General features: G+C 43.7%; 15 protein-coding genes. 8 read left to right on the forward strand and 7 right to left on the reverse strand.

Annotated features, from left to right (window positions below; all coding sequences use genetic code 11):
• The first annotated feature begins 50 nt into the window (after nucleotides 1-50).
• A complete protein-coding gene (locus BEL04_RS03785; protein ID WP_066000374.1) occupies nucleotides 51-659 on the forward strand; it encodes a WbqC family protein in 609 nt (202 codons plus the stop codon).
• Nucleotides 660-712: 53 nt separating this feature from the next.
• Here the strand turns inward: BEL04_RS03785 and msrA are convergent, their stop codons facing one another.
• Nucleotides 713-1366: a peptide-methionine (S)-S-oxide reductase MsrA gene (gene msrA / locus BEL04_RS03790; protein WP_066000377.1), complete on the reverse strand. Its 654-nt coding sequence runs from the start codon at nucleotides 1364-1366 to the stop codon at nucleotides 713-715.
• 88 nt (nucleotides 1367-1454) lie between these two features.
• The gene (locus tag BEL04_RS03795; RefSeq protein WP_066000378.1) at nucleotides 1455-1670 is read right to left on the reverse strand and encodes a DUF3820 family protein; all 216 of its coding nucleotides are present in this window, start codon (nucleotides 1668-1670) and stop codon (nucleotides 1455-1457) included.
• Between the two features lie 95 nt (nucleotides 1671-1765).
• Between BEL04_RS03795 and BEL04_RS03800 the strand changes: the two genes are divergently transcribed.
• Nucleotides 1766-2140 (forward strand): hypothetical protein, encoded by a 375-nt coding sequence (locus BEL04_RS03800; RefSeq protein WP_066000379.1) that lies wholly within the window; start codon nucleotides 1766-1768, stop codon nucleotides 2138-2140.
• Nucleotides 2140-3087 carry an aldo/keto reductase gene (locus tag BEL04_RS03805; RefSeq protein ID WP_175403993.1) on the forward strand — a complete coding sequence of 316 codons (948 nt, stop codon included), beginning with the start codon at nucleotides 2140-2142 and terminating at the stop codon, nucleotides 3085-3087. Before BEL04_RS03800 ends, BEL04_RS03805 begins: the two co-directional genes overlap by 1 nt.
• Nucleotides 3088-3116: 29 nt before the next feature.
• On the opposite strand, the gene BEL04_RS03810 is transcribed toward BEL04_RS03805, so the two are convergent.
• The 3 genes from BEL04_RS03810 to BEL04_RS03820 form a co-directional block, all read right to left on the reverse strand.
• Nucleotides 3117-4475 (reverse strand): GH1 family beta-glucosidase, encoded by a 1359-nt coding sequence (locus tag BEL04_RS03810; protein ID WP_066000382.1) that lies wholly within the window; start codon nucleotides 4473-4475, stop codon nucleotides 3117-3119.
• A 298-nt stretch (nucleotides 4476-4773) separates the two neighbouring features.
• Entirely contained in the window at nucleotides 4774-5979 is a 1206-nt protein-coding gene (gene lysA, locus BEL04_RS03815; RefSeq protein ID WP_066000385.1) for a diaminopimelate decarboxylase, read from the reverse strand.
• An 87-nt stretch (nucleotides 5980-6066) separates the two neighbouring features.
• Nucleotides 6067-7377, reverse strand: a complete 1311-nt coding sequence (locus BEL04_RS03820; protein WP_066000387.1) for an aspartate kinase — start codon at nucleotides 7375-7377, stop codon at nucleotides 6067-6069.
• A gap of 190 nt (nucleotides 7378-7567) precedes the next feature.
• On the opposite strand from BEL04_RS03820, the gene BEL04_RS03825 reads away from it, so the two are divergent.
• Both BEL04_RS03825 and BEL04_RS03830 read left to right on the forward strand, forming a co-directional pair.
• Complete coding sequence (locus tag BEL04_RS03825; RefSeq protein ID WP_066000389.1) at nucleotides 7568-7795, forward strand: hypothetical protein; 228 nt, start codon at nucleotides 7568-7570, stop codon at nucleotides 7793-7795.
• A gap of 66 nt (nucleotides 7796-7861) precedes the next feature.
• Nucleotides 7862-8149 carry a hypothetical protein gene (locus BEL04_RS03830; protein ID WP_066000391.1) on the forward strand — a complete coding sequence of 96 codons (288 nt, stop codon included), beginning with the start codon at nucleotides 7862-7864 and terminating at the stop codon, nucleotides 8147-8149.
• 3 nt (nucleotides 8150-8152) lie between these two features.
• Here the strand turns inward: BEL04_RS03830 and BEL04_RS03835 are convergent, their stop codons facing one another.
• Nucleotides 8153-8554, reverse strand: coding sequence for a hypothetical protein (locus BEL04_RS03835; RefSeq protein ID WP_066000393.1), 402 nt, complete (start codon nucleotides 8552-8554; stop codon nucleotides 8153-8155).
• A gap of 1 nt (nucleotide 8555) precedes the next feature.
• A complete protein-coding gene (locus BEL04_RS03840) occupies nucleotides 8556-9566 on the reverse strand; it encodes an LLM class flavin-dependent oxidoreductase (protein WP_066000396.1) in 1011 nt (336 codons plus the stop codon).
• Between the two features lie 663 nt (nucleotides 9567-10229).
• Here BEL04_RS03840 and BEL04_RS03845 point away from each other — a divergent pair.
• The 3 genes from BEL04_RS03845 to topA all read left to right on the forward strand — a co-directional run bounded on the left by BEL04_RS03845 (nucleotide 10230) and on the right by topA (nucleotide 14671).
• Nucleotides 10230-10832: a TIGR04282 family arsenosugar biosynthesis glycosyltransferase gene (locus tag BEL04_RS03845; protein WP_066000398.1), complete on the forward strand. Its 603-nt coding sequence runs from the start codon at nucleotides 10230-10232 to the stop codon at nucleotides 10830-10832.
• A 155-nt stretch (nucleotides 10833-10987) separates the two neighbouring features.
• Nucleotides 10988-12076 carry a tRNA 2-thiouridine(34) synthase MnmA gene (mnmA, locus tag BEL04_RS03850; RefSeq protein ID WP_066000402.1) on the forward strand — a complete coding sequence of 363 codons (1089 nt, stop codon included), beginning with the start codon at nucleotides 10988-10990 and terminating at the stop codon, nucleotides 12074-12076.
• Nucleotides 12077-12253: 177 nt separating this feature from the next.
• The gene (topA, locus tag BEL04_RS03855) at nucleotides 12254-14671 is read left to right on the forward strand and encodes a type I DNA topoisomerase (RefSeq protein ID WP_066000404.1); all 2418 of its coding nucleotides are present in this window, start codon (nucleotides 12254-12256) and stop codon (nucleotides 14669-14671) included.
• Nucleotides 14672-14767 lie beyond the last annotated feature (96 nt).

Raw genomic sequence — 14767 nt, forward strand, 5'->3', positions numbered from 1 at the left:
CTTTTTGAATGACTATTTTTGCGAATTAGTCTACAAACATAAAAAAATATATGCACGATAAGGGAGCTATTTTGCCGATGTTTTACCTGCCGCCGGTCGCCTGGTTTTCACAGCTGAACAAAAGCAAAACCGATATATTAATTGATAAAGAAGAACATTTTATTAAACAAACCTACCGCAACCGGGCGCATATTTACTCGCCCGATGGTATTTTGGCGCTAACGGTACCGGTTGTAAGGGGCGCCAAAGTGCATACGAAGGTTAAGGATGTAAAGATCAGTTATGATTTTGACTGGCAGCGCCTGCACTGGATGAGTTTGCAGAACTGCTATCGCCGGTCGGCTTATTTTGAGTTTTATGAGGATAGCTTTGCGCCGTTTTACCAGATGCGGTACGATAATTTGTTCGACTATAACCTACAGCAACTTAAAGTAATAATGAAGTTGCTGAAAATTAATACGGAGATCAAATTTACAGACGAATACGAGGAAAGTTATCCTGACAGAACCGACCTGCGCTTGTCGCTCGATCCCAAGAAGGAGCAACCACAGCAAAAACCCTATTTCCAGTTATTTGAAGAGCGGAAAGGTTTTTTGAACAACCTGAGCATTGTCGATCTGTTGTTTAATCAGGGGCCGCAGGCGGTTAATTATTTGTAAATTTTAGATTTGACAACTTTAAAAAAATTGCCAAATCTAAACAGAACTATATTTTACTTAGCAAACTCCGGCTTTAACAGACTGGGCACTGCTTTGCGCATCTTCATCACTTTCGGTACCGATACCGATTGGATATAACCGCTCTCTGGATGTAAGCGGTAATAGCCCTGGTGATATACTTCGGCTGGGTACAACACTTTGTAAGCAGTAACTTCGGTTACTATAGCTTTGTCGTAATGGTGAGTAGCATTTACTTTTCTGATTTCGGCCTCTGCAGCAGCCTTTTCTTCGGGGGTACGGTAAAAAATTGCCGAACGGTAATCTTCACCTTCATCCGGCCCCTGATAGTTTAACTCGGTCGGGTTGTGCGCATATAAAAAGGCGTTTACCAATTGGGCGTAGCTGATCACTTTAGGGTCGTAATAGATCTGTACCGATTCGGCATGACCTGTATTTTTCTCGCAAACCTGCTCGTAGGTTGGCCGTACGGTTATACCGCCCGAATAGCCGGCAACAACTTTATTTACACCTTTAAGCTCAGACATTGCTTCGGACATGGCCCAAAAACAGCCTCCGGCAAAAGTAGCCACCTTTTCGCCTGGACCCGGAGCAGGTAATTTAGCAAACGAATGATCTTCGGGCAGTGCATTTGCACAGCCTACAGCCAGCCATATGATACTTAAAAATAACAAACTTATTTTTTTCATGGATATTGATTTAATTATTTGAATTTACGCAATTGGTCGGTATGCAGTTGCTGAACCTTACAAATAGTTTATCATTTCAAATTCACATTTAAGGTTTGTGTTTTAGCGGAGTAAGCAAATAGTCCAGACCATTGATCTTGATCTCGAACATGGTGCTCAACAGCATGCCCATTTCACCTTTCGGAAATCCCTGCATTTGATACCATTCGAGATAATAAGCGGGAATATCGCATATCAAAGTTCCCTTATATTTACCGTAAGGCATACGGGTAGCTATCAGTTTTTTAAGTATCTCCGGATTCAAAATCGGCTTTTAATCCTCAAATATACCTCTTTTGCACTTTGCGTGCAATAAAACACATCGCCGTCATTTGTGTTACTAAGGTATATCAGCAAATTATGGAACCTTTTGAAACCACATTAACCGGAAGCGATGGCGAAATTGCCGGAACAGTTAAACAATTAAGCAAAGAAGCCTACCAATTTACCTCGGTAGATGGCGCCTTGTATTTAACCATCACCAAAAACGAAGATGGCCGGTGGATACGTTTATCAGGCAGCGAACCCTATTTTTCGGGATGGGTAGATGAACTGACCGAAAAGATAGCATCGCAACCTAAAACAGTTAAAACTGCAGCAACTATAACAAAAAGCAAAACTGCTACTGCTCTACCTGTTAAGAAAGCAAAGGTGGATACTGACAAAAAAACGACAGTGAAGGTTTCGGCAAATAAAAAAGCTAAAGTATCTTCGGCAGTAACAAAAACCAAATAATGGAAAAACGCGAGTTGGGCAGCACCGGTATACAGGTTAGCCCTTTGTGCCTCGGCGGCAATGTTTTCGGCTGGACGATAGACGAACCGCAATCGCACCTGATATTAAGCGCCGCCGTCGATGCTGGCCTGAATTTTATTGATACTGCCGACGTTTACTCGGCATGGGCACATGGCGGCGAGGGAGGACAATCTGAAACCATTATAGGCAGCTGGCTAAAAAAGACTGGTAGCCGCAATAAGGTAATCATTGCTACCAAAGTTGGGAAAGATATGGGCAACGGCAAAAAAGGCCTCTCTAAGGCCTATATTACCAAAGCTGTTGAAGATTCGCTGAGACGCCTGCAAACTGACTATATCGACCTGTATCAATCGCACGATGATGATCAGCAAACGCCGTTTGAAGAAACTTTAGCGGCTTTCGGCGAGCTGATCAAACAGGGAAAGGTTCGGGCCATTGGCGCATCTAATTACAATGCGCAAAGGTTACAGGAATCGTTGGATGTGAGCAAAAAAAACAACCTGCCTGCTTATCAAACCTTACAACCGCTTTATAACCTGTACGATCGGGAGGCATACGAAAAAGAGCTGGAAGCAGTATGTGTAGCCAACGGATTGGGCGTGCTCAATTTTTATGCTTTGGCCAGCGGCTTTTTAACCGGGAAATACCGTACAGAGGAAGACCTGGCAAAAACGCGGCGACAAAGCAATAAAAAGTATTTTAACGAACGTGGTTTTAAAATATTGAAAGGTTTGGATGAGGTGGCTGCCCGCTATGGTGCTAACCCGGCGCAGGTAGCGCTCGCCTGGCAAATGGACCGGCCGAGCATTACATCGCCTATAGCCAGTGCTACAAGTATCGATCAGCTACAGGATTTGATTAAAGCAACAGAGCTGAAGCTCGATGCTAATGCAATGACTGTGATTGATCGGGCATCGGCGTGGTAATTATACAATAAAAGGTACTAAAGAATGTTCTATCCCTTCAGAAACTCACCATACCACTTGCCGGATGATTTAACGGTACGTTTCTGCGTTTCGAAATCAACGTGGATGATGCCAAAGCGCGGGTGATAGCCTTCGGCCCATTCAAAATTATCGGTCAGGGTCCAGATAAAGTAGCCGCCTACTTTGCAGCCTTCCTGCTTAGCTTTAAGTACCTGCGCTATATGGTCTTTAAGATACCCTAATCGTAAAGGGTCATCAACAATACCACCGGTAACCATATCCAGAAAAGCGGCGCCATTTTCGGTGATGATTATTTTTTTAACCTGCGGATAAGCCTCGAACTGCTTAATAATGTGATAAATGGCCTGTGGATAAACTTCCCATTTCATAGCGGTAACAGGTACGTTCCGTTTTTCGGGTTTAACAAGCCTCGCCCCTACATAAGGCACAAAGAACGAAGCTTTAACGATCTCTCTGGTATAATTCTGTAACCCGATAAAGTCAAAATCAAAAGTCATGAGCTGCTCGTCGCCGGGCAACATATACTTTTTAATCTCGCTGAATATTTTTACTTCGGTAGGATAGCCCAAACCTATTGTAGGTTCGAAGAATAACCGGTTAAGAATAGCGTCAACACGTTTTGCAGCGGCGATATGCCTTGGCTTCTTCGAATAGGGTTCGATATACGAACATGAGAATGTTGTGCCGATCTCTGCGCCGGGGCATAACTGTCGCAATATCCTCCCTCCTGCAGCCATGCACAAAATGGCGTGATGCACAGCCGGTAAAAAATTCTTTACACCTGTGCGCCCGGGCGCATGCAGGCCCAAAAAATAACCAGCCCCTACAAAGACCGAGGGTTCGTTCATCACCATCCAGTGTTTAACGCGGTCGCCGAAGTTTTGGGCACAAACGGTTACAAAGTCGCTGAACCAGCCGACCACTTCGCGATTCGTCCAGCCACCTTTTTGTTCGAGAACGTGGGGGATATCCCAATGATAAAGCGTAACCCAGGGTTCAATGCCGTTCTCCAGGCAAAAATCGATCACACGATTATAAAAATCTATACCAGCCTGGTTGAGCGAAGCTTGGGTGCCATCGGGCATAATGCGCGGCCAGGCAACGGAAAATCGAAAATTAGGAATATTCAGCTGTTTAATGAGCAGGATATCTTCCCGGTAACGGTTATAAAAATCGGTAGCGATTTGCGGATGATCACCGTTTAAGGTTTTACCTTTAGTTTGCGAAAACACATCCCAGACAGAAAGCCCGCGGCCGTCAACGTCAAAACTGCCCTCGGTTTGGGCTGCCGCGCTTGACACGCCCCAGGTAAAATCGTTGCCAAAAAGTTGTTTAGATAGGTTATTGTTTTCGATATGGGAGTCCATCGATAGTCCAGGTCAAGCTAATTTTTGCCTAAACTGTAAATTTTTATTTAAAGTATAACAGAAAATTAACAAATTGTTATTTTTTAGTGCATGAACGATGAGCGCATGCTCCTCAAAAACAACATTTTTTTAATATTCCGTACAAGAGAAAAAAGATTCAATACTTTCATATTACAAGTTTAAATACTTGCCTTTAACTTAATATTCAACAACTGTTATATTATTGTTAAACAAGCCATTAGCAGCTTATGTAATATGATACGTTCAAAGCAGGAAAAATGTTTCCCAATGCCTGACCTTATTCCGAATAAACGCTTTGTACCCTGTCGCGCAGGTTATAGCCCGAAACCATTACTTCACCATAAGCGCCTGCAGTACGAACCGCGATCAGGTCGCCCCGGAATGATTCGGGCAATTCCACATCCTTGCGGAAACAATCAGTGCTTTCGCAGATTGGGCCGACTACGTCATAATGTAGTAGCGATTGGTGAGTAGTGAGTAGTGAACCTTTTTCCTCGCTCACTACTGGCTGCTGACCATTCACTGGCCGGCTTAAATTCTCGATCTGGTGATAGGCCTGGTACAGCATCGGGCGAATCAATTCCGTCATACCGGCATCGAGAATCAAAAAGTTCTTTTTCAATCCGTTTTTTACATACAACACACGGCTGATCAATGCTGCTGATTGCGCTACTAAAGCACGGCCCAGTTCAAAATGAACCTCCTGGCCAGGTTTTATATCTAAAAAATCGTGAAATACTTTAAAATAGCTTTCAAAATCGCAGACCGGTTTTTCGTCCGGATGATAATAGTCTACACCCAATCCGCCTCCTAAGTTTAGTACTTTAACAGCCAGGTTGTGATCTTCGAACCATTGCTGGAGTTCGTTTACGCGGATGCACAGGTTTTTATAAACACTGAGGTCGGTGATTTGTGAACCGATATGGAAATGGATACCGATAAACTGAAGATTCGGACATTTTGCTAATGCTTCGGCAACAGCGGGCAACTCCCAGGTATTCACACCGAATTTGTTTTCTTCGAGGCCGGTTGTAATAAAATGATGGGTATGTGCGTCAACATTTGGATTAATGCGGATGGCAACGCTGGCGGTTCTGTTTTTGGCTTTCGCCAGATCGTTGATGATCTGCAGCTCCTGTACCGATTCGACATTGAAGCAGAAGATATCACGGTCGAGCGCCTCGTTGATCTCTTTGTCCGATTTACCCACGCCGGCAAATACCACTTTATCGTGAGCAAAGCCATGATCGGTTGCAGCTTTCACCTCACCCCCGCTCACACAATCGGCACCAATGCCAAAGGATTGGATCATCTCAAGAACTTTGGGATTAAAATTGGCTTTCATGGCATAATGCACATGGAAGTTGTACTGCGCTGCGGCAGATGTACAAGCCTGAAGCGTTTGCTTTAACAGGTTAAGATCGTAGTAATAAAACGGCGTTTCTAATTGCTTAAAACGGGATATGGTATCGGTGTTGAACATTGCTTCTTTTGATTTCGAATTTCGAATTAACTGCGTTGAGGGCTTCGCCGTTTTCGATTTCGGATTTATTTTCTTGATTCTTGACTTTTAAAACAGGCGGCTGTGTAAGCTGCGCAACGCTTCAACCTTGTCGCCGGTTTTCACCAGTATGGAGATATTGTAGCTGCTGCCGCCGTAGGATATCATGCGTACCGGGATGTGCTTAATCGCTTCAAGGACTTTGGCTGCATAACCATGTTTTTCGGCTCTGAAGTCGCCGACCACGCAAATGATGGTTTGGTTTACGTCGATCTCAACCGTTCCAAAAGCATTTAATTCGGCCCTGATCTCATCCAGGTATGTCGTATCATCGATGGTTAAGGATACCGCGACCTCCGAAGTAGTAATCATATCGATAGCCGTTTTATAGCGCTCAAACACCTCGAATACCTGGCGCAAAAAGCCATGGGCCAGCAACATGCGGCTCGAGTGGATATTAATGGCTGTAATGTCGTCTTTAGCAGCGACAGATTTGATCTCGCCCCTGTCGTTGTTGCTATCGATTAAAGTACCGGGAGCATTGGGCTCCATGGTATTGAGCAACCTTACCGGGATATTGTATTTCTGTGCCGGAAAAACGCTTTGAGGGTGCAGGATCTTGGCGCCGAAATAAGCCAGCTCGGCTGCCTCGTCAAATGAAAGCTGCCTGATAGGTTTTGTGCCTTGAACGATGCGCGGGTCGTTATTATGCATCCCGTCGATATCCGTCCATATCTGTACCTCTTCGGCACCGATAGCTGCCCCTATTAGCGATGCCGAATAATCGCTCCCCCCGCGACGCAGGTTATCCACCTCGCCAAAAGCGTTACGGCAAATGTATCCCTGGGTTATAAAAAGTTTGTTATCACCATGCTTTTGCAGAAGCGGCTTAAGATGAGTTGCGATATAATCGATATCCGGCTCGCCATCTTCGTCTATCTTCATAAAATCAAGCGCAGGCAGTAAAACCGACTTCACGCCCAACTCCTGCAAATAAACATGATATAACGTTGTGGACAGCTGCTCGCCTTGTGCCAGGATGATCTTGTCTTCAATCCCGGTAAAGAAATCATTAGCAAGTGATGAAAGCAAGTCGAAATGATAGTCGATCACTTCTTTTCCGAGTACCAGGAACTCAGTCTTTAAATACAATTCCTTAATAAAATCTTCGTATTTGGCCTTTAATGCAGCAATAAGTTGCGCTGCCTGTGGCTTGTCGCTTTTAAGATAAGCCTGCCCTATCTCAACTAAACCATTTGTTGTACCCGAAACTGCCGACAGGACAACGATCTGCTTTTGTGACGGATCGATAATGTCCAGCAATTTCTTCATCCTTTCGGGGCTACCTACTGAAGTGCCGCCGAATTTTAAAACTTTCATCTTTTACGCGTTATAAGCCTATACTTAAATAAATATAAGCGTTCAAAATTAGGATTTTAAGGCAAAAGTTACAGCATGATCGGAATTAAATTCGGAAAAGGTACCCGCAAACTCGAGATAACCAAAGATTTTTCTGTCATTATTTACTGTAACATTGTTTAATTGGCAAGCGGTTTGTGCTGATCAATCAATGCACACGTACAAAAACGAAGCGGAAAATTCGGGCGTATCAGCTTATGAGATAGGCACTGATTTTATCATTATTGAATTTGAGGACACAAACCGATATTTGTACACTTACCAAAGTACCGGCAAGGAGCATATCGAACAAATGAAGATATTGGCCATTACCGGGCAAGGGTTGGCAACATACATCAACCAGCATGTACGGGAGCATTATGCTGAAAAATTAACATAGTTTAATGCTCATGATTCTTCCTATTATTCGGTGGTACCGCTATATTGCAGTAATTAACCTACGCCTATGAAAAGATTTGTTTTTGATGGCTTTTTAATAACCTCAGATCTTAACCCCAGAAGCCCTGCGACAATCCGTGTAAAGTTATATTACCTGGATGTGTTAATTGCAGAGGGGCTGCTTAATAAAGCTACCCGTACAATGCCTTTTAGCCTCTCCGGAGGGGATGATATCATTGCCAGCGGAGAGCTCGGCGTCGATATGCAACCGCATGAAATAACAGTATGGGGAAATATCTATATCGGCCCGGAACATTTTGACGGGATTATTGCTCAATATCCGCTACCTAAATAATTATTATCTGAGATGGATAGCCGTCACCCGGACGGCATCATCTTCCTTGGTTTCAAAAATCATTTGCTGACCATTAAGGCTCATAATATAAAACGGGAAGTTGCGTGTTTTGCCATCAGGCAATTGTTCGGTTACTAAAATATTGTGGTCCTCTACACGGTATTTACCCTGTGATAATATTTTGCCTTCTGATATGATGTCCATATGTCCATTTGGCGAAAAAGTGACAGATGGTGATTTTTCTCTAAGCTCTTTCGCCGACACTGTATCATCCGGATTGCGTGAGTACGGATTTGAAACTTTAACATATTTCCATTTGCCAAAAAGATCCTCAGGCTTAATAACCTGTTTACAACTGCTTAAAGCAATTATCGCCAGTAAAAAACAGCATATTTTGGTCATCATGTTAAGATTGCTGCAAATTAAAGGTTTGCGCCAGTAATTCAAACGAGCGGAACCTGTCTTCCTGCGAGTAAGTAATCGCAGCAGCCATGATCTCATCGGCCTGACAGGTATGCGCCAGTGAGTTGATCGCCTGTTTAACCTGCTCCGGCGTACCAGCGATAATGCGGTTACTGTTGGCCTGCATGCGCATCCTATCATAGTCGGTGTATAGATAATTCTTTATTTCGCTGTAAGGCATCATCCCTGTGCGCACCTCCCCTTTTTCCATCTGCAAAAAAATGTGCAACATTGATTTTTTCAGCTCTTCGGCTTTTTCTTCAGTATCTGCACATAAAACCCATATTGCAATAAGCACTTCAGGTTTCTGAAAAATATCCGATGGGATAAAGCTCTCGCGGTAAGCCTGTATGGCTTCTTTTACGCCGTTTGCTGCTATAAACTGGGCGAACGCCAGGCCCAATCCCATTTCGGCTGCTATGTAAGCGCTGGTGCCGCTCGAGGTTAGCATCCAGATGGGCGGCTCATCATAAACTACAGGTATGGCTTTTACAGCGCCAAACTGGGTTTGCACACGGTCGTTAAAATACAACTGTAATTCGTTTACCTGTTGTATATAGTCTTCTTCCTTAAAACGATTGGACGGGTTAAGCAATGATGCAGTAACCCTGTCGCCCCCCGGCGCACGGCCAACGCCCAGGTCGATACGCCCTGGGGCCAGGGTTTCGAGCAAACGAAAGTTTTCGGCGACTTTAAGCGAACTATGGTTAGGCAACATAATACCGCCCGCGCCCAGGCGGATGGTTTTTGTAAACGCGGCGAGATGCGCTATCAGCACCTCGGGCGCCGAACCGGCAATACCGGCCAGGTTATGGTGTTCAGACATCCAGAAGCGGTGATATCCCCACTCTTCGGCCTTTTGAACTAATTGTACGGTTTCCTTTATGGCATTGATTGCCGTATTGCCTTTACTAATAGTTGACTGATCGAGGATACTCAGTTTAATTTTTTTCATTCCGGTAAGCAGGTGTGTTTTTACTGCAAATTGAATAAATCCAGTTTGATTGATAGTAATATCAAAATCATAAAATGGTCTGAAAAGTGTCGGGAAGCAGAAAATGAAAAGGGTAGTCATTTGGTTAACTGACTACCCTTGAGTACTTTAGGTTTATAGCTGGTTAGACTATGTAATTTACTAAGGCAACGATACCTATAATTGCCAGGATAAAAACTTGTAACTTTTGTTCAAAAGTTAACGCTTGGGTAATTGCTTTCATTATCTTAAGGGATTAACCAAAGCTATATATAAAACATTGTTTGGCAAGGGGCTGACACACTTTTATTAATTTTCAATTAACATTTCAATTACATTGAGTGCTATATAACTTCGTGCATTTTCAGTTAAAAAAATGGCAACAAAACCAAACTTTTTTTGAGACGCTAAGTTTTCAAAAAGCCGGTTTAAATCGTTTAAACACAAAAACACGCAATAAATTCTGCGTAAAGTGCCTAAGTGTCAGAAAAACACGTATCAAATTACTCTTGCCAGATAGTAAAGAAGCTCTATACTTACCCCGATTATCTTAGGCTTTGATATTATTTATTTGTTAAATAGCCCTAATGAGTTAACAATATGCTGCAAAAACGTTATATTTAGCATGTACAGAAGCCATTGCTGATGAAGAATACCGCGATTATAATTTTTATCAAGAACCCGGATCTTGGAAGGGTAAAGAAACGCCTGGCTCAGACCGTTGGCGAAGAACAGGCGCTTGATGTATATAATGGAATGCTTGAGCATACCCAAGCCATCACGCGACCGTTGAACGCCGATAAGTACCTGTTTTATGATCGTACCAAAGATATGAACGATAATTGGCCAAATGATATTTATCAGAAAGATGTACAATCGGGCCAATATATGGTTACACGCATACAGAATGCTTTAAAAAAGATTTACAGCAAGGGCTATCAGCGCATAGTGATCATCGGCAGCGACTGCCTCGAACTGGATGAACGGGTTATCAGACTTGCATTTCGCCAACTGGAACATTTTGATACGGTTATAGGACCCACCAAAGATGGCGGTTTTTATCTTTTTGGAATGAACGGCTATCAGGCCGATGTGCTTAAGGTAACCAGTTGGGGCACATCTTCATTGGTGGCCGATGTACTGAAAATGATCCAGCATTTAAATAAATCCTACTTTATGCTTTCTGAGCTATCTGGTGTTGTTACAGCGGATGACTTGAATAACAATCTCAAACAATTAATTAGATAGTTTTTATAAGTGATTGATTTATAGTCACAATTAACCATTGGTTAAGATTAAATATCCGGAAAGCCACCGTCTTATTATCAATAGTATTTACCTTAGCCTGACCAACCAGACCCCATTTATTGCAATAATTGCATACCTTTGCAGCCTGATTTACAATGAGCAAGCACGGTAGAATTTTGGTAGCCATGAGTGGCGGTGTTGATAGTTCGGTGGCGGCAGTAATGCTGCACGAGCAAGGGTACGAGGTTATCGGGCTCACCATGAAAACCTGGGATTATGCTTCATCGGGCACCAATAGTAAAGAGACCGGTTGCTGTAGCTTAGACAGCATTAACGATGCCCGCGCTCTGGCCGTTGGCTATGGTTTCCCTCACTACATCCTGGATATCCGAAGCGAATTCGGTGATTTTGTGATCGATAATTTTGTCGACGAATATCTGGCTGGTCGCACACCTAACCCATGTGTATTATGTAACACCCATATAAAATGGGAAGCACTGCTCAAACGCGCCGACAAGCTGAACTGCGAATTTATTGCTACCGGTCACTACGCCAACATTCGCCGGTATGAGAACGGCCGCTATGTCATATCAAAAGGTTTGGACGAGCATAAAGACCAATCGTACGTACTTTGGGGCGTGTCACAACAAAATCTTGCGCGTACACGCTTTCCGTTGGGGAGCTTTGCCAAATCTGAAATTCGGCAGATGGCTAAGGATATGGGGCAGTTAGAATTGGCTAACAAAAGCGAGAGCTACGAAATATGTTTTGTGCCTGATAATGACTATCGCGCATTTCTGCGCCATAAAATTGGTGATTTGGAAGAACGCGTTGACGGTGGAAATTATGCTTTGGCCGACGGGACTGTTGTAGGCAAGCACAAAGGTTACCCTTTTTACACTATCGGACAGCGCAAGGGCCTTGGAGTTGCTTTTGGCCATCCGATGTTCGTTACTAAAATCATCCCTGAAACCAATACTGTAGTATTAGGAACAGCCGACGAACTGGAACGGAAAGAAGCATGGGTGCGTAACCTGAATCTGATTAAGTACGAAAATATTAAGGAGCCGATCGAGGCCATCACTAAAATAAGATATAAGGACGCCGGCTCGATGAGTAATATCGTACAGATAGGCGAACATATGAAGATCGATTTTCACCATTCAGTATCCGGCATCGCACCCGGGCAATCTGCCGTTTTTTATGAAGGGAACGACCTTTTAGGTGGCGGTTTCCTTATGTGATCGGGTTATCTATCGGGCTATTGGGTTAATAGCCATTACCGGTAAATTCCGGTAATGATTAGTGCCCATTGCTCAATAACGTAATAGCCTGATAACACAATAACCAATCTTTCATTATTAAACTAAAGTTTGCGATTAGCATACTTTATGCTTTATTTGCAAAAAAACTGAATTTGAATGGCTAAAAATTTACTCATTGTTGAATCCCCGGCGAAAGCCAAAACCATTGAGGGATACCTTGGTAAAGACTTTACGGTTAAATCGAGTTACGGGCATATCCGCGATTTAATTAAGTCAGAAGACGCTATCGATATCAGTAATAATTTCCAACAAAAATATGAAGTGCCAGCTGATAAAAAGCAGGTAGTTAGCGAGTTAAAGAAATTAGCTAAAGAAGCCGAAATGGTATGGCTCGCTTCCGATGAGGACCGCGAGGGGGAAGCGATATCGTGGCACCTGTTCGATACACTCGATCTGAAAGACGCCACAACAAAGCGTATCGTATTTCACGAGATCACCAAATCGGCCATCGAAAAAGCCATCCAGAACCCGCGCAAAATAGATTATAACTTGGTTAATGCCCAACAGGCCCGCCGCGTTTTAGATAGACTGGTGGGCTTTGAGCTGTCGCCCGTGTTGTGGAAAAAGGTAAAACCTTCCCTGTCGGCCGGGCGTGTACAATCAGTGGCAGTGCGTTTAATTGTCGACCGGGAGCGCGAGATCAATAAATTTAACAGCGAAGCCTCGTTCCGTATCACTGCTATATTTGGTAAGGGCCGCGAGGCGTTCAAAGCCGAATTGCCCGAGCGTTTCGGGAAACAGGAAGAAGCAGAAAAGTTTTTAACGGATTGTATTAATGCGGTATTCTCGGTAAAAAGCCTGGAAACACGCCCTACAAAACGCTCTCCTGCTGCACCGTTTACCACTTCAACTTTACAGCAGGAAGCAAGCCGGAAACTGGGCTTTTCAGTATCAAGAACCATGTCGGTAGCTCAAAAGTTGTACGAATACGGTAAAATAACCTATATGCGTACCGATTCGGTTAATCTTTCGGATACCGCATTGCAGGCTGCCCAAAAGCAGATCGTATCAGCCTATGGCGAAAAATATCACCAGCTGCGTAAATACAAAACCAAATCAGCAGGCGCACAGGAAGCCCACGAAGCTATCAGGCCCACTTTCTTTGAAAATCATACCACTGATGGCGACCCGTCCGAAAAACGTTTGTACGAACTGATCTGGAAACGTGCCATCGCATCACAGATGAGCGAGGCCCAGTTTGAGAAAACAACAGCAAAGATCGACATATCAACCCGGAGTGAGAACCTGGTGGCTAACGGAGAAGTAATGAAATTTGACGGATTTTTAAAGGTTTACCTCGAATCTGTCGACGAAGATGAAGAGATTTCGGAAGATGGCGAAAACGCTATGTTGCCGCCTTTAACACAAGGTCAGTTATTGGCTTTACGCGATATGACGGCGACGGAGCGCTTTTCGCGCCCGGCTGCGCGTTATACTGAGGCAAGTCTGGTTAAAAAGCTGGAAGAGTTAGGCATCGGCAGGCCGTCGACCTACGCCCCCACTATTTCAACCATTCAAAACCGCGGTTATGTAGTTAAGGAAGATCGCGAAGGCAAGCAACGTGCTTACCGTGTGCTTACCCTAAGCAATAATGCTATCACCAAAGAAACCAAAACCGAAAATACCGGTGCAGAAAAGGCCAAACTCTTCCCTACCGATATCGGTGCTGTGGTTAACGATTTTTTAGTTCAACATTTTAAAGGTATCGTCGATTTTAACTTTACCGCAAGCGTTGAGAAACAGTTTGACGAAATAGCACAGGGATTAAAAGAGTGGACAACTATGATCCGCAGCTTTTACACGCCGTTCCATAACGAAGTTGAGAGCACTATCAAAACTGCCGATAAGGCTACCGGTGAACGTGAATTGGGCACAGACCCGGTTAGCGGAAAAAAAGTTTCGGTGCGTATCGGTCGTTACGGCCCGTTCGTACAGGTTGGCGATAATGAGAATAAAGATGACGCCAACAGCGAGAAACCGCTGTATGCAAGTTTAAGGGCAGGGCAAATGATCGAAACCATTACGCTTGAAGAAGCGATGGAACTGTTTAAGTTGCCTAAAAAAGTAGGTGTATTTGAGGATAAGGAAATGACGGTAGCGATCGGCAAGTTTGGGCCGTATATCCGTCATAACAGTGCTTTCTACTCGTTACCTAAAGAGGTTGACCCGCATGATGTAAGCGAATCTCAAGCTATTGAGATAATTGAAGCCAAACGTAAGAGGGATATTGAGCGTGTGATCAGAACATTCGATGAAAATCCTGATGTAAAAATATTAAATGGCCGTTGGGGACCTTACGTTGAGTTTGGCAAATTAAATCTTAAAATACCAAAGGACAAAGATGCTCAAACACTTACCTACCAGGATTGCGTAGCATTATCCGAAGCAGCTGAAAAGGAGCCAAAAAAAACAGGCAGGTTTGGTAAAAAAGCTGCAGCACCTGCTCCGAAAGTTGCGGCAAGCAAAAAGCCTGCTGCAAAAGTTGCTGCAAAAAAAACAGCTAAAAAGAAATAAAAATCACATTGCTTCGCCGGTAAAATAGCAGGCACAAATTACTTTGTTTAATTTTGATGCAGGTACCGGCACAGTTGGCATCTGGTTATAAATTAC

It is taken from the genome of Mucilaginibacter sp. PPCGB 2223 (assembly GCF_001705515.1).
In the GTDB taxonomy this organism is placed as follows: domain Bacteria; phylum Bacteroidota; class Bacteroidia; order Sphingobacteriales; family Sphingobacteriaceae; genus Mucilaginibacter.